Here is a 24856-nt window from a genome sequence, read left to right as displayed (position 1 = left end):
GCAGCTAAATAGCTGCGCTTTGTGTTTTTACGATAGCAGAATAAATTGGCTTGCGATATTAGCGTTGTGCTGCGCGCTGGCGGTTCTTGCCGTTACTTGCAGGTTTGCCACCTTGACCATTACCGGCTTTGTTGCGGTTTCCGCCACCATTGCCTTGTGATTGACCACCAGGGCCTTTTTTAATGAAGCCAGTTGCTGGTTTACGAGCGTTGCCATTACCGCCACCGTTTTGCTTTCCGCTACCTTGGTTAGCATTGCCTTGGCTACCGTTGCCGTTACCATTCGGTTTTTTACCACCAGGCTTATTGCTACCGGATTTGGAATGGTTACGTGGTTTCTCGCCGCCTAAACCCGGTTGAGATTTGCTGTGCTTCGTTGCAAAACGTTGTGAACCGTGACGACCAGACTTACGACGTTGTGCCGGCGTTTGCGCATCAAAATCTTCTGCTGGTACTAGGCAGTTTGCTTTGTCACCAATTAGGTGCTGTTTACCCATGCTGATTAGTGCTTCACGGATGATTTTCCAGTTTTCAGGATCGTGGTAACGAAGCAGGGCTTTATGCAGACGACGTTGACGATCACCTTTCGGTACAGGAACATCTTCACGCTTCTTATATTTCACGCGTTTCAGAGGGTTTGTCTCTGAGTAGTACATCGACGTTGCGTTACACATTGGTGATGGGTAGAAGTTCTGTACTTGGTCACACTCGTAGTTGTGCTTTTTCAGCCACATTGCAAGGTTAAGCATGTCTTCATCTTCTGTGCCCGGGTGAGCAGAGATGAAGTAAGGAATTAGATACTGTTTCTTACCGGCTTCAGCGCTGTACTTTTCGAACATCTCTTTGAAACGATCGTAAGTGCCCATGCCCGGCTTCATCATCAGATCCAGTGGGCCTTTTTCCGTATGCTCTGGAGCAATCTTCAAGTAACCACCAACGTGGTGAGTTACAAGCTCACGAACGTATTCTGGAGATTCAATCGCTAAGTCGTAACGGACACCAGAAGCGATCATGATCTTCTTAACGCCCGGTACTTTTCTCGCAGAGCGGTACAGGTCGATGGTGTGTTGATGGTCTGTGTTTAGCTTTTCACAGATTTTCGGGAACACACATGATGGACGACGACAGTTAATTTCAGCTTTTGGATCGGAACAACCTAAACGGTACATGTTCGCCGTTGGGCCGCCCAAATCTGAAATAGTACCTGTGAAGCCCGGTACTTTATCTTTAATGTCTTCGATTTCATCCAAGATAGATTCTTTCGAACGGTTCTGAATGATACGACCTTCGTGCTCTGTGATTGAACAGAAAGAACAACCACCAAAACAACCACGCATGATGTTAACTGAGGTTTTGATCATGTCGTATGCAGGGATTTTCGCTTTGCCGTACATAGGGTGCGGAACACGCTTATAAGCAAGGCCAAACACGTAGTCCATCTCTTCTGTGGTCAATGGAATTGGCGCTTGGTTAACCCAAAGCTCGCGATCACCGTGACGTTGAATCAGAGCACGACCTGAGTACGGGTTTGTCTCAAGGTGCAGAATACGGCTAGCGTGAGCGTAAAGAATACGGTCATTGTTTAGCTTTTCGTAACCTGGGATACGAACCGCTGTCGTTTTTGCATCGTGACGAGAAGGGCGAATAGTAATAGGTTGCGCTTTTACTTCTTCTTTTTCGTCTTTCTTGGTATCACACTGGGTTTCAACTTCGTACGGGTTCACCGGAACGTACGCTTTGTTCGGCTTTTCGATACGAGAAGAGTCAATGATCTTGAAGCCTTCAGGGGCTGCAGGAAGATTGATAGCAGTACCGCGGATATTGGTCAGCGTAGACATGTCTTCGCCGTCGGCGATGCGGTGTGCCACTTCAACCAGTGCGCGCTCAGCGTTACCAAAAAGAAGAATGTCTGCTTTTGCGTCAAACAGTACTGAGCGACGAACTTTATCTGACCAGTAGTCGTAATGAGCCACACGACGCAAGCTTGCTTCAATACCACCAAGTACGATTGGCGTGCCTTTGTAAGCTTCACGACAACGTTGAGAATAAACCAGAGTTGCACGGTCAGGACGCTTGCCACCTTCATTGTTTGGTGTGTAAGCATCATCGTGACGTAATTTGCGATCAGAGGTGTAGCGGTTGATCATGGAGTCCATGTTACCCGCTGTGATGCCGAAGAATAGGTTAGGTTTACCTAGCTTCATGAAGGCATCTTTATTGTCCCACTTTGGTTGAGCAATAATGCCCACGCGGAAACCTTGAGCTTCAAGCAGACGGCCGATGATAGCCATACCAAAGCTCGGGTGATCGACATACGCGTCACCAGTTACAATAATAATGTCACAGCTATCCCATCCAAGAGCATCCATCTCCTTTCTACTGGTAGGCAAAAAGGGTGCAGTTCCGTAGCACTCGGCCCAGTATTTTTTGTGTTCGTGAATAGGAGTGATATCGCTGTACATATTTCAACCTCTGATTTTTGAGGCGGGAATTATAGCGGCATGAGCCTAGACTAGCCAGTAGAACATGCCCCTGTTAGTTCTGATGTCTTTCGTCTTTTCACGGTAAATGGCGACAACAGAGCCATACAACAGCATAGTTGAAGCCTTGAATAACGTCGCTAATTTGTGATTTTGATTAGTGTTCGCAGCAGTTTTTGATATTATTCGCGAAAATAAGTCTGAAGAAGTAGATCCACAATGGTCGAAACGTTATTAGTACAATTTGCTCCGATGCTTTTAGGAGCCCAACTGATCTTAACCCTTATCTTGGTGAAAGGGGATATTTGTCCAGGGCAACGTGGTCGTATCCACAAGATGTTACCTGCGATTGGCGTGCTGTGGCTTGCCGTTGCCTCAGTAAAAATTGAAGCCTTTCTGGTCGTGTTTGCGATATTTTATTTCTATTCTCAAGTTCAAACCAAGAAGACACGTGATTCCGGCCCTATTTGGGTGATGTACTTAGCTTGTGGTTTGGCATTGTCTTACGTTGCTATTCAAGCGACGGAACAAGCAACCACTGTCGGTATCATTACTACTGTATTGCTAGTGGCACTGTTAGGCTCAGCGTTTGGCCATTTATTGCTGACGATTGCAAGAACACGCTTACAGGCATTTCACCGAGTTCTGCCCGTTGTTGGTGTGCTGACGGGGATGTTAGTGGTTTTGGCGACAGTCGTGAGTGTTTATTCTCTTTCTGAAGCTCAATTAGAGCCTGTGATTTCAACGCTACTGTTCAGCTTTGCTTTGTTAATCTCCGCTATCGTGGTGTGGTGTTGGCATTTACTGTTCGTTAAAACCCCGGAAAAACTTCAATTGACGATTTCGTTGCTGATGTTATTGGCAGCGGCTGTGGGTTTAACGCCAGTGTGGGCACTTTAATCGCGCACTTTCATTAAATACGTTCGCTCATTAATCACGCATTCTCTTTAAGAAGTGTGATCAGTTTTTTAGCATGGCGTTGGTAAGCGTTCTAAACTTAATTCTAGTCGGTGTGTTCGTAAGGAGTACGAGATGGATTTAAGCAACGTCAAAGGTTTCGATAGCATTATCTTGCTGGGAATCGTGAATGAAAAACTTCGCCTAGAGTGCGATAGCTTTGAAGAGCTGATCAGTATGTATGAAATGGATATAGAAAGTGTCGTGGGTAAGCTCGATATGCTTGGCTATCAATACGACCCATTGACTAACCAGTTTAAGTCTTATCCAAGATAGTCTATTTTCGCGAATCAACAGATATCGAAAATCATCGGTACTGAAACTAAAAAGTCACAGATTATCTGTGACTTTTTTTGTTTCTGGCGTTTGCCTTTCCGATGTAACACAGGCTTAAGCTAACCCAATAATGAACCTCTTAAACGACCTCAATACCATCTAAGTGACTCTTACTTTGCTGTCTTGCTGTGCTAAAGAAAGCCTGTAGGTAACGTTTGTCTTTTTCTGAGTTTCTTACTGCGGCAAACAGTCTTCTTGAAAGCCCTTTACCTAACGGTTTGCTGGCTATCAAACCTTGTCTTGAGAACTCACTGATCGCCCAGTTTGGCAATGCCGCCACACCTAAACCCGCCGATACCATTTGCACCAACATCAAGGTGTTGTCTGCTTGTTTCCACTTCTTAGGTTCTACGCCTGCAGGTTGCAAAAAGTGTTTCACGACGTCTAAACGCTGTTTTTGAACAGGATAGGAGAGCATAGTGAGATCGCTAAGATCTTGCGGTTCAATGCTCGCTTTATCGGCCAAAGGCGAGTTGATCGCGGTGATAAGGCGCATCTCAAAATCGAAAAGCGGCTCGTAATGAACTTCAGAACGAGGCTGTATATCTGATGTGATCACCAAGTCGAGTTCACCAGCCATTAATGCCGGCAGCGGCTCAAAACCAAAACCTGACGAGAAATCTAGGGTCACGCTTGGCCATGCAACTTGATATTCCTTCAAAGCGGGCATTAGCCATTGGAAGCATGAGTGACACTCAATCGCCATGTGCAATCGACCATTCACATCCTCTTTCAGGCTCGCTAACTCATTCTCTGCTTTAGCGATTCTTGGCTGTATCTCATCTGCGAGCTTAAGCAAGATCTCACCCTCAGAGGTGAACTTCACTGGCCTAGTTTTACGCAGGAAAAGCTGACCACCAATACGTGCCTCTAGGTCTTTCAACTGGTGAGACAGTGCCGACTGAGTCAGGTGAAGAGAGGTTGCAGTCGCTGTCAGTGAGCCGCTGTCTCTTAAGGTAGTCAATGTTCGAAGGTGTTTAAGCTCTATCATGAGTATTCCTCATATTCCCTAAGCCAATTCAATATTTCTTAATAATCACCCTACGGGGTTTTTTATCATTTGTAAACGTCTAGATGTCCAGATGGATTTGGTTTTTTCATCTTAGGTCCGTTCAAGATGAATATTTTTAATAAACAAGATGAATATTTGGACGTTGTTCATCGTTCAGATTAGGTGGATAGTTTAGCCATCCAGACGCCTTTTTGTGGAAGTAAAAACCATGACAGGCAGTCTGAACAGAAACGAGGGCGTGTTGATCTTTCGAGCTGATTTTTGCAGCGAGTTGCTGGGTGTTCCTACAAGGCAGAGGCTTTGATGTGTAGTTAGCCTACATGAGAAGCCGATAACGCAGTAGAAATAACCAGCAAACGCTGCCCGAAGGGTTCGGCTAAAAGCGTTTTACTCTTTGTTGAGGGAGATTTGCTTAGAATGACTAGGCTACTTCCCCTCGCCGCGATTAAAACGCTTTTATCTCGAACAAAATTTAACCGCGAAAGGTCAACACGCCCTATAACTATTGAATAAGGAACTGGTTCATGACGACAACAACGCATATTCTTGGCTACCCACGTATCGGCGAAAAACGCGAACTTAAATTCACACTAGAGAAGTACTGGCGCGGTGAGATTGGTCAATCTGAGCTCAAGCAGCTCGGCAGCGAATTAAGAAATCGTAACTGGAATGTACAAGCTGAGGCGAATCTAAGCTTTGCAACTGCGGGTGACTTCGCATGGTACGACCATGTTCTAACAACGACGTTACTTCTAGGTCATGTACCTAAGCGACACGCTGGTGGTAGTGAAGACGAAAAAGCCTTCCCAGACTTAGATACCTTGTTCCGCGTTGGTCGCGGTCAATCTCAAACACAATCCACTTGTTGTGGCGGTAAACACGGCTCTGAAAGCGCTAAAGATGGTGCAGCAGCATCAGATATGACTAAGTGGTTCAACACTAACTATCACTACATTGTTCCTGAGTTCAGCAAAGACGATTCGTTTGAGGTGAGCTGGCCACAACTGTTCGATGAAGTGAGTGAAGCGATTAAAGCGGGGCATAAAGTGAAGCCAGTTCTTCTCGGCCCACTGTCTTACTTATATCTCGGCAAAGAAGTGGAAGAGGGCTTTGACCGCCTAAGCTTGCTTCCACGTTTGCTTACAGCGTACCAAGCGATTCTGGCAAAACTGGCCAAGTTGGGTGTTGAGTGGGTTCAAATCGATGAACCTATCCTTTCTCTGGAGCTTGAAACTAAGTGGGCTGATTCATTCAAATTGGCTTATCAAGTGATTCAAGGCGATGTGAAGCTACTCCTTACTACGTACTTTGATTCTGTGACTGATACGTTAGACAAAATTGTAGAACTGCCCGTCAACGGCTTGCACATCGACTTGGTTGCCGCACCGAAGCAACTCGATGAAGTGGTGAATAAGCTACCTGAAGATTGGGTGCTTTCTGCGGGTGCAATCAATGGACGCAATGTTTGGCGAGCTGACTTAGCCGCGCAGCTTGAGTTGCTGCAACCTGTGAAAGACAAGCTAGGCGATAAACTTTGGGTCGCAAGTTCATGTTCACTGCTACATAGCCCGGTTGACCTTGAGTTAGAAGAGACGCTTAGTGAAGAAGTGAAGAGTTGGTTTGCCTTTGCAAAACAGAAAGTGACAGAGGTGAGCTTATTGGGTGCGGCGTTAGACGGCGACCAAAATGCCATTTTAGCGTGTGAGACTTACAGCCAACCGATTGTTGCTCGCAAGAGCGCGACTCATGTGAACAAGCCGCAAGTTCAAGCTCGTCTTAGCACGATTACCAAAGCGCTAGCAGAGCGCACTGCTCCATACGCAGAACGTGCCGCGCATCAGTCGGAGGTGTTGGGTTTACCGTTACTGCCAACTACAACCATTGGTTCGTTCCCACAGACAGGCGAGATCCGTGTTCAACGTAGCGCTTACCGCACTGGTAAAATGAGTGAAGCGGAATACACAACCGCATTGAAGGGCCATATTGCGGATGCTGTTAGGCGCCAAGAAGCTTTAGATTTGGATGTACTCGTTCATGGTGAAGCCGAGCGTAACGATATGGTGGAGTACTTTGCAGAAAACCTAGCAGGCTTTCAAACCACTAAGTTTGGTTGGGTACAAAGCTATGGCTCACGCTGCGTGAAACCGGCGATTGTGGTCGCGGATATTGAACGAGAAAAACCAATGACGGTGGAATGGTCGACCTATGCCCAATCTCTGACCTCGAAACAGATGAAAGGAATGCTGACAGGCCCTGTCACTATCTTATGTTGGACATTCCCACGTGAAGACATCTCACGTAAAGAGATCACTAATCAGCTGGCGTTTGCTCTACGTGATGAAGTGTCTGATTTGCAAGACGCTGGCATCAACATTATTCAAATCGATGAACCTGCCATTCGTGAAGGTTTGCCACTGAAAAAGCGTGACCACGCAGAATACCTAGAGTGGGCGGTCGATGCCTTTAAGATTTCAGCGGCGAGTGCGAAACCTGAAACTCAGATCCATACCCATATGTGTTACAGCGAGTTCAATGAGATCATTGATTCAGTAGCCGCGCTAGATGCCGATGTGATTACCATTGAGACTTCTCGCTCGAACATGGAACTGCTGAAAGCATTTGAAGAGTTTAACTACCCGAATGCGATTGGACCTGGTGTTTACGATATTCACTCACCAAATATTCCTTCAGAAGAGTGGATTGTTGATTTACTTAAGAAAGCGGCAGAGAAAATTCCAGCAGAACGTTTGTGGGCAAACCCTGATTGTGGGCTGAAGACGCGTAATTGGGCAGAGACGGAAGCGGCGCTGACTAACTTAGTTTCGGCAACTAAGGCACTGCGTAAAGAGTGGGGATCAGCCGAGGCATAATTCAGTCTAGGATTTTGATTGCTTCATAAAACAAAGGCCTCGCAAATGCGAGGCCTTCTGGTTTTATACTTGTTCGAATCTCGAGCTAGAAACTAGCTGCTGCTCTGACACGTCTCTTTGCTGATCAACTTCTCAACCATCAGTTGTCCGCGAGTGTTGCGAATCTTGATGTTGTAAGCCAAGCCCATATCGAGGTTTGCTCTCACTTCAGAGTTGGTGCAGTAGCTATTCACACTCATGTCTACAACTTGGTTTAAAGGCTTAGCACCTTTTGCATCTTGGTTGTAGATCATCATGATTTCGATAACCGTGTTTTTTGCTAGCACGCGCATGACCGACAGTGGACCATATTCAATCGGCAGGCCTGCAGATAAAACGCCAGCTCGGTGCTGCGCCATCATCTCTAGCTGTCTTTGTTCGTCTTGCTCACTTGAAGCACAGCCTGCAAGCAGAGCTAAAGCCAGTGAGCCAATAATCCATTTTTTCACGTTAAAATACTTTCTTGAATGGTTTTACAATCACATTTTGGTAAACGCCAGCATCAATGTACGGGTCAGCGTCTGCCCATGCTTGAGCGTCTTCCAAAGAGTTAAATTCGGCAATTACAGTTGAACCTGTGAATCCCGCTTCGCCAGGGTTGTCTGAATCAATAGCTGGCATTGGGCCTGCTGTTAACAGTCGGCCTTCATCGTGAAGTGTTTGTAGGCGTTCTAGATGTTGTGGGCGAACACTTAGGCGTTTTTCTAATGAATTTTCGACGTCTTGAGAAAAAATCACGTACCACATATTGAGATATCCTTATTTTACTTCACTAAATTTGGGGCGTTTAAATTCGCTATCTTGCTAATTTACGCGAACTAATTGGTTTTGGAAGGGCTAATGATAAGAAATTGTGAATTGGTGCGAGAGAGTTGTATGGTCGTTAGGGCGTGTTGACCTTTCGTGGTTAAATTTTGTTCGAGATAAAAGCGTTTTAATCGCGGCGAGGGGGAAGTCGCCTAGTCATTCTAAGCAAATCTCCCTCAACAAAGAGTAAAACGCTTTTAGCCGAACCCTTCGGGCAGCGTTTGCTGGTCATTTCTACTACGTTATCGGCTTCTCATGTAGGCTAGCTACACATCGACGCCTCTGCCTTGTATAAATACCCAGCAACTCGCTGCAAAAATCAGCTCGAAAGATCAACACGCCCTAGTAATTTCATTTATAAAAACTAAAGACCATCGATGTCACACGCTTAATAAAAGGTGTTATTTATTGATTGGACGAGGTTTACCACTTTCATCAACCGCAACGTAGTTGAATGTCGCGCCACATACCTTATAGCGGTCACCAATACCGTGGTCAAGTACAGGCTTAACCCATACTTCTAGGTCGATATTCATCGAGCTGCGACCAATCTTAGTGCAGTCACCATAAACGCACACAACATCACCCACAGAAACCGGTTGTTTGAACTCGATACTCGATACTGAAACCGTGACTATCTTGCCGTTAGAGATCTCTTTTGCCAGTATGCCGCCAGCAAGGTCAAGCTGAGACATTATCCAACCACCGAAAATCTGGCCCGCTGCATTTGTATCAGAAGGCATCGCTAATGTGCGAAGAAGTAAAGAACCAATCGGGTTCAAAGTTGATTGAATAGTCATTGTCGTACTCTTAATGGTATTGATTGTTTTATATAAAAATAGATGTGTTTACGAGACTCGCGGTGGTCGAATTTTTAACGTCTTCACCGAACACAAATAATCAGTGGCCAATGATCACGAGTATCATTGGCCAATCGCATATTGATAATAATTGTATCAAATAGGGTATGAGGACTCATCCCTAAGGGCTATTTCTCGTCGGTATTATTATCCGTTAACTCTTTTTGCTGGTCTTTTGGTAGATGCTTATAGATGTATACACCCGTAAGTAAAGTGAAGAGCAAGGTAGCGATGAGCAAACCAAACACTTTGAAGTTAACCCAAACATCCAACGGTAGGCTGAAAGCAACGTAAACGTTGAGAACGGCACATAGAGTAAAGAATAGAGTCCATGCCCAGTTGATCTTGCCCCATACCGAATCAGGCAGTGTGATCTCTTTGCCTAACATACCCTTAATCGCTGATTTGCCCATGATGTGACTGACCGTCAGACCAATCGCAAACAGTGCGTAAACGATGGTGACTTTCCATTTAATGAAGTTGTCGTCGTGCAAGAAGATGGTCATGCCACCAAATACGGCAACCATTAGAAAGGTGATGATCTGCATTTTTTCGACTTTCTTGTAGATGAAGTACGTCAAAATAATTTGAACTGCAGAGGCAACGATCAAAGCACCGGTCGCGGTATAGATGTCGTACATCTTATAAAGCGCAAAGAAAATAATGAGAGGAATGAAATCAAGAATTTGTTTCATGAGACACTGACTATCCAGTTAGTTGAGTTGCTGACAGTCTAACGAAAACTGTCTCGATGCTAAATAGCCCGAGACAATTGGGTGCCAATTAATTCAATCTAACCACTCATCGTGTTTAAAGAGTTTAAGCAGGTTATCGCATTGACGAGGTTTGATAGCGAGGTATTAGCTTCTTGATGTCTTCAAGGTAACCTTCGCTTTTCAAGCTGTCTAATGTGTTTTCGAGTTCTTGTTCGCTCATGGCAAAACACGTCGATTTACCGGTCGTTAAGTCGAGATACTCGTGATATTCACGTTCTGTGAAGTGGCCAATTCTGTCCATTAATAGGGTTTTAATTCCATGGTGAATCAAGCCGTAATACGTATGTCTTTGTAAGGTCATAGCCTATCCTCCGTGACAAGCTGCAGTTCAAATGATGCAACCTGCTGTATATTGGTTGGGTTATCTATGACAAAGCAATTCGAATGCCATTTTTTCCAATTGAACAGAACAAATTCCCGACCAAATAGAATTGAATTTCTTTTCAATTAGTTAAAGGAACGTACGTTCTATTCTCTAAACACCAATACGGAGCTGACGAAAAATAGTTTTATTTTGAGAATGGTAAAATTCTCATTATGACGATCTACTGAAGCTTTAAGGCTCCTGAATTGGCAATTTGATAACCGTTAATCGACTAGCCAATCGACTAAGGTTGATAGCGAGGCATTCTGACGGTTCTTGGGTTGTAATAGGAAGTATCCATTTCCCGAAAACACACTGCCTTCACTCACTTTCACCAATCTGCCCAAATCAATATCTTGCTTAGCAAGCGTGATGTCACCGATTGCAATACCAAACCCTTGAATGGCGGCGTTCATCGCTTGATCGAGTGTTGCGAATTGTTGGTTGTTCTTGCTTGAAAGGTCGTGGCTGCCTATGTGTTCTAACCAAAGTCGCCAATCACTCTGCTCATTGTTGGCGTGTAGCCAAGTGTATTGGGCAAGCTTGTGTGGCTTGATGATGGTCGACGCGTCACTTACAAGATGGCTTTGCGTAATACTTTGCGCTTGGCAAACGGGCGCTAGCTGCTCGTTAAACAATAATTGGCTGATAATCGATTGTTGGTTTGGCTTCTTACCATAGGTAATTACGGCGTCAAACGGATCAAAGCTTGGTTCGAAGACGTGCTTGATGGTTGACGTGAGTTCGACATCAATTTCAGGATAGGCTTGCTGAAAAGACATCAGCTTAGGTAGTAGCCAAGAGGTAATACAGCTTGGTGCGTTGAGTTTGATCTTGGAGGGAGAACTCGCTACTTGATTGAGAGCCGATTGCAGCTGATGAATAGTTCCTTGTATCAGGGGAACCAGTTCTTCTCCTTTCGGAGTTAAAGACAGCCCGCGAGCATGGCGGTAGAAGAGATCACAGCCAAGGCTTTCTTCAAACGACAATACCTGACGACTCACTGCACCTTGCGTAACATTGAGCTCATGTGCCGCGCGCGTAAAGTTGAGATGCCTTGCCGTAGACAAAAACGCGAGCAAGGTTTTGGTTGAAGGAAGTGTACGATTCATATCTTTACCTATGACTTTTTATCATGGCTATTATGTGATTATTTCGATTCATTTATCAATAGTGTTCTGTTTGAATGTAAATACTTAATCATCATTTGTGATTCAATATGTGTATAAAGCACATTTTTTGAATATGAAGGCAATGATGAAGACATTGTGATTTTGTGAAAGGGATAGCTTCTTGACATCTTTTATTGATAGCTTAGTGCCTCAGGCTGTAAAAAAATTAATACCTTATCAATCGGCAAGAAGAATTGGTGGTGATGGACGTGTCTGGCTAAACGCCAATGAATTGGAAAGCTCGCTGTTTCAAGGAGAAGCAAGTCACAACCGATACCCAGACTTCTTACCACAAGATATTGCTAAGGCTTACCAAGATTACTGTGGTACCGATGCTGCGACTGTTGCCGTTCGTGGTGCAGATGAAGCGATTGATTTGCTGATCAGAACATTCTGTAAACCAGCGAGCGATAACATACTTATCTGTTCCCCAACGTATGCGATGTATGAGTTTTGCGCCGATGCATTGGCGATTAATACCTTGGACTCTCCATTGCAGGAAGACTTCAGCCTGAACGTCGCTGATATTGTGAATAAGGCAGAGCTGACGAATATCGTGTTTCTTTGCTCACCAAACAACCCAACGGGTAATGTGATTCCTAAATCGGATTTGATTCAGGTACTGGAAGGCACGATTGGGAAGTCGCTAGTGGTAGTCGATGAAGCGTATATCGAGTTTGAACCACAAACGTCAGCCGTTAGCCTTATTGAGCGTTATCCGCACTTGGTTGTGATTCGCACTTTGTCTAAGGCATTTGGATTGGCTGCGGTTCGCTGTGGCTTTATCTTAGCGAGTCAAAATGTGATGCAGTATGTCGCGAAGCTGATTCCACCGTATCCGATGCCAGATTGCTCATCTCAAATCGTGTTAGACGCTTTGTCTAATGAACGAGTCTCAGTGATGCAAGACGCGACGCAGAAGCTGGTTGAGCTACGTAATTGGTTTGCTTGTGAGTTAACGCAGTTTGATTTCATCGAGTCTGTTTACCCTTCATCGACAAACTTCATTTTGCTGCGTCAAAAAGCTGGGCACCAAGTATTCAGTGTTTTGGCGAAGGATGGCATTGTGACAAGGAATCAAAACCATGAACCGGCTTTGCGTAACTGTGTTCGAATCAGTATTGGTAGCCAAGAGAGCATGCTAGAAGTGATAACGTCACTAACACGTTACCAAACCGAATTAGAACAGAGTCAACAAGGCAAACAAATTCAACAAGCTCAACATAAAGAAATTCAATCTCAACTCGATAAAGATCATATCTAGGATGGCAATGATGAAAAAGATAATACTAGGACTCGCTTGTGCGGCCGCTTTACTTGGTACAACGGTACAGGCGAAAGAAATCCGTTTGGCGTCGGACTTTACGTATCCGCCATTCAACTATAAAAACAGTGACGGTGTGCCTGTCGGGTTTGATATTGAGATAGCTGATGCTTTGTGTGAGCAAGCTAAACTCGATTGTACTTGGGTTTCACAAAGCTGGGACTCGCTAATTCCAAGTTTGTTGGCAAGAAAGTCAGATGTGATCATGGCGTCGATGCGTATCACCGAAGAGCGTAAGCGTAAGATCTTGTTTACTGATAAGTACTACCAAACACCAGCCGTATTTGTTGCTGCTAAAAGCGCAGAATTCAGCGTTGATGAGGCAGGCTTAGCGGGCAAAACCATCGGTGTCCAGCAAGGTACGATTCACGACCGCTACGTAACCGACAAGTTTGGCAGTGTTGCCAACATTAAGCGTTACACAGGGCAAGATGAAGTTTATCTGGATCTGCAAAACGGCCGTCTAGATCTAACCTTCGGCAACTCAGATCAACTGTCATTGGCTTTCTTAGATAAGAAAGAAGGCGAGGGCTTTGAGTTCAAAGGTAAAGCAGTTACCGACAAAGCCTACATCGGTGAGGGTACGGCGTTAGCACTAAGAAAGCAGGATTCAAAATTGGCGAAACAATTCAATGCTGCGATTGAAGAGATCAGAGCCAACGGTACTTACGACAAGATCGCTGCTAAGTACTTTACGTTTGATATCTATGGCGCTGATTTGTAATTCGTCTAACGCCTAAAAATTAGAACACCAAAAACAAAAATCCGAGGGCTGTAAGGCGCTCGGATTTTCTAGTTTATGCTGGTGGTGTCAATTCAAGTCACCACCAACTTAGCGCTTAATATTACGCTTGCTGTTTTTGTAGCTCAGCTTCTTTCGCTTCGTCTTCGATTAGAGAATCAACGATAACTGCACATGCTGCATCACCAGTGATGTTCAGAGCAGTACGGATCATGTCGAAGATACGGTCTAGAGCGAACAACAGAGGTAGACCTTCGATAGGGATACCAGCTGCTAGAAGAACCGCAACCACTAGGAAAGAAGGACCAGGAACACCTGCTTGACCAACTGCGCCTAGCGTAGACGTTACGATGATAGCAACGTAAGCACCCATAGACAGGTCGATGTTGAACAGCTGTGCGAAGAAGATAGCAACTAGGCCGTAGTAAATTGCGTTACCAGACATGTTGATCGTCGCACCAAGAGGCAGAACGAATGAAGCCGTAGAGTTACGAACGCCAAGTTCTTTCTCTACCGTTTCCATTGTTACTGGCAGTGTCGCCATTGAAGATGCTGTTGATAGTGCAACCGCTTGAGGCTTCTTCATCGCAACTAGGAACTTCTTAGCTGAAGTTTTAGTGAAGATTTGAATCATTAGCGGGTAAGCAACAAAACCGAAGATAAGAATCGCAGCGATGTAAACAATGAACAGCTTGAACACGACCATAAGCGCGCCAAAGCCAAACGTACCTACTGCTTCAGCCATTAGGCCGAATACGCCAAGTGGTGCAATGATCATAACTTTGTTGATCATCCATACCATAGCGTCAACGATAGCATTTACACCGTTGATGATAGGGTCACGTTTCTCTTTTGCTTGTTTAGAAATCGCAATACCAAAGAATAAGCAGAAAACGAGAATTTGCAGAATGTTTGCTTCATTCAGTGATTGGAAAACGTTGGTAGGGATCATGCCAGTGATGGTTGCCCAGAACGTTGGAAGTTCGCCTTTCGCAGCGTATTCTGAAGAGAACATACCTTCAACGCCAGAAACATCGATACCACGACCGGGTTCGAACACTTCACCCATGACAAGCGCTAGTGCTACAGCAAGTGCAGACGTTAGTGCAAAGTAACCCAGTGTTGTTACACCGACTTTACCAGCCGATGAGCTATTACCTAGACCTGCAGCACCTGAAATTAGGGCAACCGCGACTAGAGGAATAACCAGCATCTTGATCAAATTGATGAAGATAGCACCCAGTGGAGCGAACATAGTTGCGCTGTCACCCATCATCGCACCGACTAGGGTACCGATGATCATTGCAATAACGACTTGAACGCCGATGTTGCTTAGTAAACTCTTTTCTTTTAACACTTCCATAACCTCTGTGCTACTAAATATAAAAATCCCAGAACTACTCACCAATGTACGATGTACCATTGGATTAATATTTCGCGAGGAGTTTTACACGTATCCTTTACATTTATCAATATGAGCAGAGGTGAAAGTCTCTGAAAAACAGGTGGTCTAATGTCATTTGTTGATTTTGCACAAAAATGCAATCGTTTGCTTTGGTTTTTTATAGCGATGTTATTTGTTGAATTTATAAAAGCTTTTTCACTGGAGAATTTGTGAATGATTTGCAAGCGTTGGTGTTGAAAACGTTCCATTAACATTTTGATTTCATTTGCGGGTGTTTTTTGAACGTTTATGTTGGGGTGAATCCACAGGTACGTGTTGTGTGAAATTTAGCCTGAACTATGCTTAAGGTATCTATTTATTACCAAGATGTTACCTCTGCGCTTTAAATAAAACGTCTATCTAGCATCTCAGTTGTAAGGAGAGGGGCTATGACTTTTATATTAAAGTACTTGTTTGCGTTTCTTCTGTTGTTCAGCTCTGTGTTCGCTCAGGCCGATGATGTCTGGGTGATTGAGGTGAACGGAGGGATAGGTCCGGCGACCAGTGATTACCTCACGAGAGAAATAGAACAAGCTCACGATGAGCAAGCAAAGCTCATTATTTTGAAAATGAACACGCCTGGCGGGTTAGATTCGTCGATGCGTGACATTATTCGATCCATCACCACGTCACCGATTCCAGTCGCTACTTGGGTTGGGCCTGCGGGTTCACGAGCAGCGAGCGCCGGTACCTATATTTTACTTGCCAGCCACGTTGCTTCCATGGCGCCCGGAACTAATCTAGGTGCTGCAACCCCAGTGTCTCTTGGCGGTGGCAAAGCGCCGACTAATCCGTTATCTCCTCAAGACGATACCAATAAAGACGAGAACACTTCTGCGAGTGAGCAAGACGCAACCAAACAAGAGAACTCACACCAAGTAAAAGCCACCACTGCGATGGAAAAGAAAGTCATCAATGATGCAGCGGCTTACATCGTCAGTTTGGCTAAGCTGCACAAACGTAACGAAGAGTGGGCAGAAAAAGCGGTGCGAGAGGCCGCAAGTTTGGATTCTGAGAATGCACTGACTCTTAACGTGATTGATTTTATTGCCAGCGACCTTCAACAATTGGTTGAACTGAGCAACGGCCGCATCATCACCATCAACGGTGTCAGTCAGGAAGTCCAACTTAGTGATGTTGCTTTTGTCGAGCGAGAACAAGACTGGCGCTTTAGTTTGCTTTCGGTGATCACGAACCCGAACGTTGCATATATTTTGATGCTGATTGGTATCTACGGTTTGTTACTAGAATTCTATAACCCTGGAGTCGGGCTACCGGGTGTTTTGGGCGGTATCTGTCTGTTATTGGCGATGTACTCCTTACAAATGCTGCCGGTGAGTTACGCGGGCCTTGCTTTAATCCTATTGGGAATTGCCTTAATGGTCGCAGAGGCCTTTAGCCCGAGCTTTGGTATCTTCGGTTTGGGTGGCGTTGCCGCATTTACATTGGGCTCGATCATGCTGATGGATACCGAAGTGCCGGGTTATCAAATCGCATTGCCGTTAATTATCGGTATTAGTTTGTTCTCTGTTGCCTTTATCGTCGTAACACTATCAATGCTAGTCCGAGTGAGAAACAAACCAGTGACTACGGGGATGGAAGCGGTAGTAGGCGACACTGGCAAAGTTGTAAGCGGTTTCCCCGGTGCGGGGCGTGTGCTAGTCGAAGGTGAGATCTGGCAGGCCAAATGTGCGAGTGAATTGCAAGTGGGGCAGATCATCAGAGTGACCAAGCTGACGGGGCTATCTTTGGATGTTGAAGCGCTGCCCGATGATACATCATCGAAATCTAGCTAGCGCGACATGCTAGAACAAACTTGATTGAATTATTTATTGCTTAACCATCGTTACCATTAGGGGGCGGTTATGTTTATACACACTATAGGTATTGTCATCGTGCTCGTTATCTTGTTGATAGCCAGCATGTTCAGAGTTCTGCGCGAGTACGAGCGGGCAGTGGTGTTCTTCCTTGGGCGCTTCTATGGCGTTAAAGGGCCGGGCTTGATTATCATCATTCCTTTCATCCAACAAATTGTGCGAGTGGATCTACGTACTATTGTTTTGGATGTACCAACACAAGATTTGATCACCAGAGATAATGTGTCTGTGAAGGTCAATGCTGTGGTCTATTTTCGAGTGCTCGATCCGAAGATGGCGATCAACAACGTTGAGAACTATCTTGAGGCCACCAGTCAACTTTCACAAACAACGTTACGTTCTGTGCTAGGGCAGCATGAGTTGGATGAGCTGTTGTCTGAGCGAGAAGAGCTTAATAGAGATTTGCAATCGATACTGGATCAACACACCGATAACTGGGGGATTAAGATTGCCAATGTTGAGATTAAGCATGTCGACCTTGATGACAGTATGGTGCGAGCGCTTGCTAAACAAGCCGAGGCGGAACGTTCTCGTCGAGCCAAGGTGATACATGCGACCGGTGAGTTAGAAGCATCAACCAAATTACGCGAAGCGGCCGAAGTGCTGAACCAAGCGCCTAACGCCATTCAATTGCGATATATGCAAACGCTAACCGAGGTGGCTAACGAAAGAACCTCCACCATCATCTTCCCGATGCCCATCGATTTAGTGGAGAAGATAACCGATCCGATCAAAGCGACGCTCAACGAGGCAGCGATTAAGAAAGCCGATGAGTGATTGGCTCAAATGAAAAGCAATAAAAAAGGCTCCACAGTTGTGGAGCCTTCTAATATGTGAATCATAGGTTCGAATTAACGAGCAATGATTCTAACTGTTACTTCTGCGTTGCCGCTTTCATTGGCGTAACAAACTCAGCAAGTGCTTTAAGCATTGCTTCTGGTTGTTCAACGTTGTTTTCAATGATTTTCACAACTGCTGAGCCAGAGATAGCACCTGCAGCGCCAGCTACAATTGTTTCTTTCACCTGCTCAGGAGCAGAGATACCGAAACCAAGCAGTGCTGGTGGCGCATCAAACTTGTTCAAACGATCAAGTAGGGCAGTCACAGGCATGTTTGCTTTGGTTTCTGCACCCGTTACGCCAGCACGAGAAAGTAGGTAGGTGTAACCACCACCTAGCTCAGAAACCGATTGAAGCGTCTCATCACTTGCTGTTGGTGGAGCAATAAAGATTGGGTGAATACCAAACTTTTTAGCTGCAGCAACAAACTCGCCACTCTCGTTGGTTGGGACGTCAGCAATCAATACAGAGTCGATACCTGCATTCGCACAACGCTCGTAGAAGTTCTCGATACCACGTGCGTACACCAAGTTTGCGTACATCAGCAGGCCGATTGGCAACTCTGGGTATTTAGCACGAATTTGACCAATAAGATCAAAACACACATCTGGCGTGACTTTAGAATCTAAAGCGCGAATGTTCGCACCTTGGATTGTTGGACCATCAGCAAGAGGATCAGAGAATGGGATACCAAGCTCAAGTGCATCTGCACCCGCTTCAACCAAAGTTTCCATGATCTTAAGCGATTGCTCAGGGTTAGGATCGCCAACCGTTACGAATGGTACGAATGCGCCCTGATTCTTTTCAGCTAAGCGAGTGAAGAGTGATTGATAGCGATCCATTATAATGCTCCTTTCTCTTTAAGAATGTCGTGTACAGAGAAAATGTCTTTGTCACCACGGCCAGATAAGTTAACGACTAGTAGCTGTTCTTTCTCTGGATCGTCATGAGCCATTTTGATTGCATGAGCCAAAGCATGAGATGACTCTAGTGCAGCGATGATACCTTCGTTACGTGCGATAGCTTGGAAAGCTTCTAGAGCTTCGTCATCGGTCACGTTGTCGTATTCAGCACGGCCAATAGCATTTAGGTGTGCGTGTTGAGGACCAACTGATGGGAAATCTAGACCCGCAGATACAGAGTAAGACTCTTCTACTTGGCCGTTCTCATCTTGCATCAGTGGTGCTTTCATACCGAAGAAGATACCGGTTTTACCGTGTTTAAGCGGCGCGCCGTGTTGGTCGGTATCAATACCTTTACCCGCTGGCTCTACACCGATTAGGCGTACAGATTCTTCTTCAATGAAATCCGCGAACATACCGATAGCGTTTGAACCACCGCCGACACAAGCGATAACCGCATCAGGAAGGCGACCTTCACGAGCTAGAATTTGGTTCTTCGTTTCTTCACCAATCATGCGTTGGAAATCACGAACAATCGTTGGGAATGGGTGAGGGCCCGCTGCAGTACCCAATAGGTAGTGCGCGTCTTCATAAGTTGCAGACCAGTCACGTAGCGCTTCGTTACATGCATCTTTTAGCGTTGAAGAGCCAGAATGAACAGGGATAACCTCTGCGCCCATTAGCTTCATACGGAACACGTTCGGGCTTTGACGTTCAACGTCTTTTGCACCCATGTAAACACGACACTTAAGACCTAATAGAGCACATGCTAGAGCCGTTGCCACACCGTGTTGGCCTGCGCCAGTTTCAGCGATGATTTCTTGCTTACCCATACGTTTTGCTAGCAATGCTTGACCAAGAACTTGGTTTGTCTTGTGAGCACCGCCGTGAAGTAGATCTTCACGCTTTAGGTACAGTTTGGTTTTTGTACCTTTTGTTAGGTTGCGTGCTAACGTTAGCGCCGTTGGACGACCAGCGTACTCTTGAAGAAGCGTCATGAATTCGCTACGGAACTCAGGATCGGCTTGTGCATCGATAAATGCTTGTTCAAGTTGGTCTAGTGCTGGCACTAGGATCTGCGGTACGTATTGACCACCGTATTCACCAAAGTAGGCATCGAGTTTAGCCATTGTGTTATTCCTTCAATTCTACTGATGTGTATTCACACCAAGTCATTTAATCTTGTTTGAGCTTCGCAAAAGGCAAAGCTCACAAATATGTTTTTAGTTTCTGCTTTCTAATTTCTAGCGCCGAGTTTGGACTAGTAATTGCGAATCGCTGCAAAAGCGCGTTGCAGCTTGTCTGCGTCTTTTTTTCCTGGAGCGGATTCAACGCCAGAGTTTAGGTCTAATCCTAAGCAGCCCAACTTAGCCGCTTGGTTAGCATTTTCTGGGTTTAGACCGCCCGCCAACATGATTGCGCTTTGGTTGTTGATTAGGCTCCAATCGAACACTTGGCCTGTACCACCTGTTTGAGAACCCACTTTAGTATCTAGCAGGTGACGAGTCACGTTGCTTTCCAGTAATTCTGGTAGCGAGCTTTCTGTATCGGAAGCAACACCATAAGCTTTCCAAATCTCAACGCTTTCAGGTAGTGACTGTTTTAGCTCATCGACATATGCTTGAGACTCATCACCGTGCAGTTGCACAGCGAACAGGCCTAGCTCAGAAACCGTTTTCGCAACGTCAGTAACGCTATGGTTTTGGAACACACCCACGTAGTTCAAAGGTGCGCCGCTCATAGTCAAACGAGCCGCTTCGATATCCACATGACGCTTCGATGCTTCAACGAAAATCAGACCGCCGAATACCGCACCAGCTTGATACGCTTTTGCTGCATCATCAGAGTGAGTTAAACCACACACCTTGTTTTCACCCAGCGTGACTTTACGCACCGCAAGCTCAAGGTTTTTCTCAGCCATTAGAGAGCTACCGATTAGGAAGCCATCTGCAAACGTTGAAAGGTCACGTACTTGTTGATGTGTGTAGATGCCAGACTCTGAAATCACGACTGCGTTTGGAGCCAGTTCGCGAATCAGCGGCGCCAACTCTTTAGTACGGTTCAAATCAGTCGAAAGGTCACGTAGATTACGGTTGTTAATGCCGATCACCTTAGCGTTTAGAGTGACTGCGCGGTGAAGTTCTTCTTCGTTGCTGACTTCGGTTAGCACACCCATGTTGAGTGAGTGAGCGACTTCCGCCAGTGCTTTGTACTCTTCGTCATCCAATACCGATAGCATCAACAAGATAGCATCAGCTGAGTAATGACGGGCTAAGTACACTTGGTAGGTATCAACCATGAAGTCTTTACACAGGATAGGCTGCTTAGCAATGCTGCGAACCTTAGGTAAAAACTCAAAGTCACCTTGGAAGTACTTCTCGTCTGTCAGCACAGAAATCGCGTTTGCGTGGTTGTTGTAAACCGACGCAATGTAGTCGAGGTCAAACTCGTCACGGATTAGACCTTTTGACGGAGAGGCCTTTTTACATTCAGTGATGAAAACCGTTTGCTCGCCGCTTAGGGCATCATAAAAGCTGCGGTCTGTTGCAGTTAGTGACGCTTTAAACTCGTCTAATGGTTGAGTCTGCTTACGTGCTTCAACCCATTGGTATTTATCACGAACGATTTTTGCTAATACTTCCGCCATTTCAGCTTCTTTGACTGAAACGTGGGTCGACAGTTTATCGGTAGTCTGTGTCATGTTCTTTGTCTCAATTCGTCGTTCGTTAAGCGTGTGCAGCAAGCTTTTGTACAAGCTCGTACGCTTTGCCAGAGTTCATTGCGTCAATCGCTTGCTGTGTGTTGGCTTTTAGGTCTTCGTGACCAAATAGACGCATCAGCAGAGCTACGTTGACTGCCACTGCGCCAACTTGAGCATCAGTGCCTTTACCCGTCAGGATATCAGTTGTGATGGCTTTGTTCTCTTCTGGCTCGCCACCCTTAATCGCTTCAAGAGGGTGAGTGTTCAAACCAAAGTCAGCCGGTGTCACTGTGTATTCGTGAATCTCGCCATCTTTAATTTCAGCAACCATGGTCTCGCCATGAATAGCCACTTCATCTAGGCCGCTACCGTGAACAACAGCTGCACGCTTCATGCCCATTTGCAGCATGGTTTCTGCGATAGGGCGAACCAACTCTTTGCTGTAAACACCCATTAGCTCGATGTTAGGACGAGCAGGGTTAATCAGTGGACCAAGGATGTTGAAGATAGTGCGTGTTTTCATTGTTTGACGAACCGGCATCGCGTGACGTACACCAACGTGATACTGCGGAGCAAATAGGAATGCTACGCCAAGCTCATCAACAGCCGTACGTGTATCTTCAGCTGTCATTGCTAGATTGATACCGAACGAATCCAATAGGTCAGAAGAACCTGATTTGCTCGATACGCTGCGGTTACCGTGCTTCGCGACTTTTAAGCCACACGCTGCGGCAACAAATGCAGAAGTCGTCGAGATATTGATGGTGTTGTGACCGTCGCCACCTGTACCTACGATGTCAGCGAAATCGTAATCAGGGCGCGGGAACGGGTTTGCATTCGCAAGTAGAGCTTTTGCCGCACCTGCGATCTCATCGGGCGTTTCGCCTTTGATTTTTAGCGCTGTCAGCGCAGAAGCCATCAAGATTGGGTCTAGTTCACCCTTGATGATCACATCAAACAGTTGTTGGCTTTCTTCTTGAGTAAGAGACTGCTGTTCGTAAAGTTTATTAATCTGTTCCATGATCGTTTCCTATTTTTCAGTCTTCTCAAGGCGAAGAGGTTTCTCAAGAGCCCATTCGATAGCGTTTGCTAGAAGCGTTGCACCGTAGGTCGTCATAATTGATTCAGGGTGGAATTGGAATCCACAAACCTTGTCTTGTTCTTGAACCACAGACATCACCAAATCATCGACTTCAGCGGTCACCGTTAGGCTATCAGATACATGCGTTGCCACTAAAGAGTGGTAGCGAGCGATAGCCAATGGCGAAGGTAAGCCTTGGTAAGTCGCATGGTTTTGGTGTTCCATCATTGACACCTTACCATGAATGATTTCGCCAGCGCCTGCAACGGTGCCGCCGTAGGCTTCAACAATCGCTTGGTGGCCTAAGCAAATACCAATCATTGGTACTTTACCTTTTAGAAGCTGAATCAGTTCAGGCATGCAGCCCGCATCAGCCGGAGCGCCTGGGCCTGGCGAAAGCAGTGCAACAGGGTTGTCTAGTTCGTTGATCGCCGCTTCAACAACCTTTGCCGGAATGTTGTTACGGTAAATTTTCACGCTGTGGCCTAATGAACGGAACTGGTCTACAAGGTTGTAAGTGAACGAGTCGAAGTTATCGATGAATACAATATCAGCCATGATTACGACTCCTTCTTATTTGTTAGGTTCTTAGTATGAGCTGCTTGAATCGCTGAGATGACCGCTTGTGCTTTGCCGCGAGTTTCATCGGCTTCTGCTTGTGGGTCTGAATCGAATACCACACCAGCGCCTGCTTGTACTTGTGCCACGCCATCTTCAACGTAAGCAGAACGAATTACGATACAAGTATCCAGAGTACCTTCACCGGTTAGGTAACCGACTGCACCACCGTAGCTACCACGACGCGTTTTTTCTACGTCACGAATAAGCTGCATTGCGCGGATTTTTGGTGCGCCCGTTAGCGTACCCATGTTCATACAAGCTTGGTAAGCGTGTAGAGCATCTAAGTCTTCACGGAGCTGACCAACAACACGAGAAACTAAGTGCATTACATGGCTGTAGCGGTCAACTTTTAGCAAGTCTGCTACGTGGCGAGTGCCAGCTTCGGCAATACGCGCAACATCGTTACGTGCTAGGTCGACTAGCATCATGTGCTCGGCGTTTTCTTTCTTGTCGCTACGCAGTTCTAGCTCGATACGGCTGTCTAGGTCGAAATCGATTTGACCGTCAGGGCGCTTACCACGACGACGAGTACCAGCAATTGGGTAGATCTCGATTTGGTTGGTTTCTGTCTCGTATTTCAGCGCGCTTTCTGGAGAAGCACCGAACAGAGTAAACAGCTCGTCTTGCATGTAGAACATGTAAGGGCTTGGGTTACTTTGTTTGAGTTCTTTATAAGCCGCCAATGGAGCAGGGCAAGGTAGAGTGAAGCGGCGTGAAGGTACTACTTGGAATACATCGCCTTTAACTACGTACTCTTTTAAATCACGAACCGTTTGGCAGAAGTCTTCATCTGAAACGCTAGGTACTGCTTCAACGTTGTCTAACGGCGTTACTTCTGTGATGGCTTTCAGTGACTGACATTGAGTTTGAATGTCGGCTAGACGGTCAGTCAATTGCGCTTTGAGGCTGTCATCTTGAGCGAACAAGCTCGCGTGAAGTAGGCCTTCGTTCTCTTGGTGATCGAAACGTAATAGTGTTTCAGCTACGTAGAATACAAAGTCAGGACAATTGTTGGTTGCTTCAGCATCACCGAGTGGCTCAAAGTTTGCCACGATGTCGTAAGCGAATAGACCCGCCATGAATAGCGCGTGTTTGTTATCAGCGTCTTGCTCAAAGCTGTGCTGAACTAAACGTAGAGCATCGAATGAAGACGCTTCTCTTAAGCGTGAGTCTTCGTCTAATTCGTTGCTTGGCTCGATAAAAGTCAGCGTCAAAACGTTATCAGTAAGGTCAGATTTAATTTCTGCTTTCACGTTTTGAGTGAGATGTTCGATAAGCGCTTGACCGTTTTCAGTCAATGCTTGAAAGGTTACTTCATGTCCGCGACATACGATGCGAACAGCAGAGTCGATAAGGAGTAGGCTTGTCAGGTTCTGTTTAGATTCAATCTCGGCAGATTCCAACAAAAGACTATCAGTTTTGTTTTCACACAAAGTATGAAAAACGCTGGTTGGATCTTGCGAGTAAGGAACTGAAGAATTGATGACCTCAATGGTTCCCAGCTTTTTGATTTCAATGGCCTTGTTCACAAGACCTCCTTTATGATTCTTTAAATTTCCTGCCGTACATAGTCGCATAAAGATACCTTTCACCCAATCTAGAATATGGTCAATTCGATGATTTGTTAGTCAGTTGAATGTGAGATGTTCGACA

The 24856-nt window shown here is 45.6% G+C and carries 22 protein-coding genes; 7 read left to right on the top strand and 15 right to left on the bottom strand.

Going from position 1 to position 24856, the window contains the following annotated elements; all coding sequences use genetic code 11:
- Positions 1 to 58 precede the first annotated feature (58 nt).
- Complete coding sequence (locus MSG36_RS16945; RefSeq protein ID WP_082153921.1) at positions 59 to 2461, bottom strand: YgiQ family radical SAM protein; 2403 nt, start codon at positions 2459 to 2461, stop codon at positions 59 to 61.
- A gap of 237 nt (positions 2462 to 2698) precedes the next feature.
- Between MSG36_RS16945 and MSG36_RS16940 the strand changes: the two genes are divergently transcribed.
- Both MSG36_RS16940 and MSG36_RS16935 read left to right on the top strand, forming a co-directional pair.
- Complete coding sequence (locus tag MSG36_RS16940; RefSeq protein ID WP_017069996.1) at positions 2699 to 3379, top strand: hypothetical protein; 681 nt, start codon at positions 2699 to 2701, stop codon at positions 3377 to 3379.
- Positions 3380 to 3511: 132 nt separating this feature from the next.
- Positions 3512 to 3712 carry a DUF4250 domain-containing protein gene (locus tag MSG36_RS16935; RefSeq protein WP_004736508.1) on the top strand — a complete coding sequence of 67 codons (201 nt, stop codon included), beginning with the start codon at positions 3512 to 3514 and terminating at the stop codon, positions 3710 to 3712.
- A 139-nt stretch (positions 3713 to 3851) separates the two neighbouring features.
- Here the strand turns inward: MSG36_RS16935 and MSG36_RS16930 are convergent, their stop codons facing one another.
- Entirely contained in the window at positions 3852 to 4763 is a 912-nt protein-coding gene (locus MSG36_RS16930; RefSeq protein ID WP_048607258.1) for a LysR substrate-binding domain-containing protein, read from the bottom strand.
- Positions 4764 to 5308: 545 nt separating this feature from the next.
- Here MSG36_RS16930 and metE point away from each other — a divergent pair.
- Positions 5309 to 7654 (top strand): 5-methyltetrahydropteroyltriglutamate--homocysteine S-methyltransferase, encoded by a 2346-nt coding sequence (metE, locus tag MSG36_RS16925; RefSeq protein WP_248368924.1) that lies wholly within the window; start codon positions 5309 to 5311, stop codon positions 7652 to 7654.
- A 92-nt stretch (positions 7655 to 7746) separates the two neighbouring features.
- Here metE and MSG36_RS16920 read toward each other — a convergent pair whose 3' ends face one another.
- The 6 genes from MSG36_RS16920 to MSG36_RS16895 all read right to left on the bottom strand — a co-directional run bounded on the left by MSG36_RS16920 (position 7747) and on the right by MSG36_RS16895 (position 11612).
- On the bottom strand, positions 7747 to 8142 hold the full coding sequence (locus MSG36_RS16920; protein WP_017062026.1) for a GspS/AspS pilotin family protein: 396 nt from the start codon (positions 8140 to 8142) through the stop codon (positions 7747 to 7749).
- 1 nt (position 8143) lies between these two features.
- Positions 8144 to 8440: a YciI family protein gene (locus MSG36_RS16915; RefSeq protein WP_004741234.1), complete on the bottom strand. Its 297-nt coding sequence runs from the start codon at positions 8438 to 8440 to the stop codon at positions 8144 to 8146.
- Positions 8441 to 8901: 461 nt separating this feature from the next.
- Entirely contained in the window at positions 8902 to 9300 is a 399-nt protein-coding gene (gene yciA, locus MSG36_RS16910; protein ID WP_017061510.1) for an acyl-CoA thioester hydrolase YciA, read from the bottom strand.
- Positions 9301 to 9488: 188 nt separating this feature from the next.
- Complete coding sequence (locus MSG36_RS16905; protein WP_059020656.1) at positions 9489 to 10055, bottom strand: septation protein A; 567 nt, start codon at positions 10053 to 10055, stop codon at positions 9489 to 9491.
- A gap of 133 nt (positions 10056 to 10188) precedes the next feature.
- A complete protein-coding gene (locus MSG36_RS16900) occupies positions 10189 to 10437 on the bottom strand; it encodes a hypothetical protein (RefSeq protein ID WP_017069991.1) in 249 nt (82 codons plus the stop codon).
- Between the two features lie 287 nt (positions 10438 to 10724).
- On the bottom strand, positions 10725 to 11612 hold the full coding sequence (locus tag MSG36_RS16895; protein WP_059020654.1) for a LysR substrate-binding domain-containing protein: 888 nt from the start codon (positions 11610 to 11612) through the stop codon (positions 10725 to 10727).
- Positions 11613 to 11793: 181 nt separating this feature from the next.
- Between MSG36_RS16895 and hisC the strand changes: the two genes are divergently transcribed.
- Both hisC and MSG36_RS16885 read left to right on the top strand, forming a co-directional pair.
- The gene (gene hisC / locus MSG36_RS16890; RefSeq protein WP_248368922.1) at positions 11794 to 12936 is read left to right on the top strand and encodes a histidinol-phosphate transaminase; all 1143 of its coding nucleotides are present in this window, start codon (positions 11794 to 11796) and stop codon (positions 12934 to 12936) included.
- Positions 12937 to 12946: 10 nt separating this feature from the next.
- The gene (locus MSG36_RS16885; protein ID WP_029235360.1) at positions 12947 to 13720 is read left to right on the top strand and encodes an ABC transporter substrate-binding protein; all 774 of its coding nucleotides are present in this window, start codon (positions 12947 to 12949) and stop codon (positions 13718 to 13720) included.
- A gap of 121 nt (positions 13721 to 13841) precedes the next feature.
- On the opposite strand, the gene MSG36_RS16880 is transcribed toward MSG36_RS16885, so the two are convergent.
- Positions 13842 to 15161, bottom strand: a complete 1320-nt coding sequence (locus MSG36_RS16880; protein WP_348983458.1) for a dicarboxylate/amino acid:cation symporter — start codon at positions 15159 to 15161, stop codon at positions 13842 to 13844.
- 410 nt (positions 15162 to 15571) lie between these two features.
- On the opposite strand from MSG36_RS16880, the gene MSG36_RS16875 reads away from it, so the two are divergent.
- A complete protein-coding gene (locus tag MSG36_RS16875) occupies positions 15572 to 16978 on the top strand; it encodes a nodulation protein NfeD (RefSeq protein ID WP_248368916.1) in 1407 nt (468 codons plus the stop codon).
- A gap of 69 nt (positions 16979 to 17047) precedes the next feature.
- Positions 17048 to 17836, top strand: a complete 789-nt coding sequence (locus MSG36_RS16870; protein WP_248368913.1) for a slipin family protein — start codon at positions 17048 to 17050, stop codon at positions 17834 to 17836.
- Positions 17837 to 17933: 97 nt separating this feature from the next.
- On the opposite strand, the gene trpA is transcribed toward MSG36_RS16870, so the two are convergent.
- The 6 genes from trpA to MSG36_RS16840 all read right to left on the bottom strand — a co-directional run bounded on the left by trpA (position 17934) and on the right by MSG36_RS16840 (position 24732).
- Complete coding sequence (gene trpA, locus MSG36_RS16865) at positions 17934 to 18740, bottom strand: tryptophan synthase subunit alpha (RefSeq protein ID WP_248368911.1); 807 nt, start codon at positions 18738 to 18740, stop codon at positions 17934 to 17936.
- Entirely contained in the window at positions 18740 to 19930 is a 1191-nt protein-coding gene (gene trpB / locus MSG36_RS16860; protein WP_048613233.1) for a tryptophan synthase subunit beta, read from the bottom strand. Before trpB ends, trpA begins: the two co-directional genes overlap by 1 nt.
- Positions 19931 to 20061: 131 nt before the next feature.
- Positions 20062 to 21501, bottom strand: a complete 1440-nt coding sequence (gene trpCF / locus MSG36_RS16855) for a bifunctional indole-3-glycerol-phosphate synthase TrpC/phosphoribosylanthranilate isomerase TrpF (protein WP_248368909.1) — start codon at positions 21499 to 21501, stop codon at positions 20062 to 20064.
- 25 nt (positions 21502 to 21526) lie between these two features.
- A complete protein-coding gene (gene trpD, locus MSG36_RS16850; RefSeq protein ID WP_050651477.1) occupies positions 21527 to 22522 on the bottom strand; it encodes an anthranilate phosphoribosyltransferase in 996 nt (331 codons plus the stop codon).
- A gap of 9 nt (positions 22523 to 22531) precedes the next feature.
- Positions 22532 to 23140, bottom strand: coding sequence for an aminodeoxychorismate/anthranilate synthase component II (locus MSG36_RS16845; protein ID WP_248368907.1), 609 nt, complete (start codon positions 23138 to 23140; stop codon positions 22532 to 22534).
- A gap of 2 nt (positions 23141 to 23142) precedes the next feature.
- Positions 23143 to 24732, bottom strand: coding sequence for an anthranilate synthase component 1 (locus MSG36_RS16840; RefSeq protein ID WP_248368905.1), 1590 nt, complete (start codon positions 24730 to 24732; stop codon positions 23143 to 23145).
- Between the last annotated feature and the right edge of the window lie 124 nt (positions 24733 to 24856).

The sequence above is a fragment of the Vibrio sp. 1CM8B genome (assembly GCF_023161685.1).
Taxonomy (GTDB): Bacteria; Pseudomonadota; Gammaproteobacteria; order Enterobacterales; family Vibrionaceae; genus Vibrio; species Vibrio coralliirubri.
This window is presented reverse-complemented; position numbering and strand designations above follow the sequence as displayed.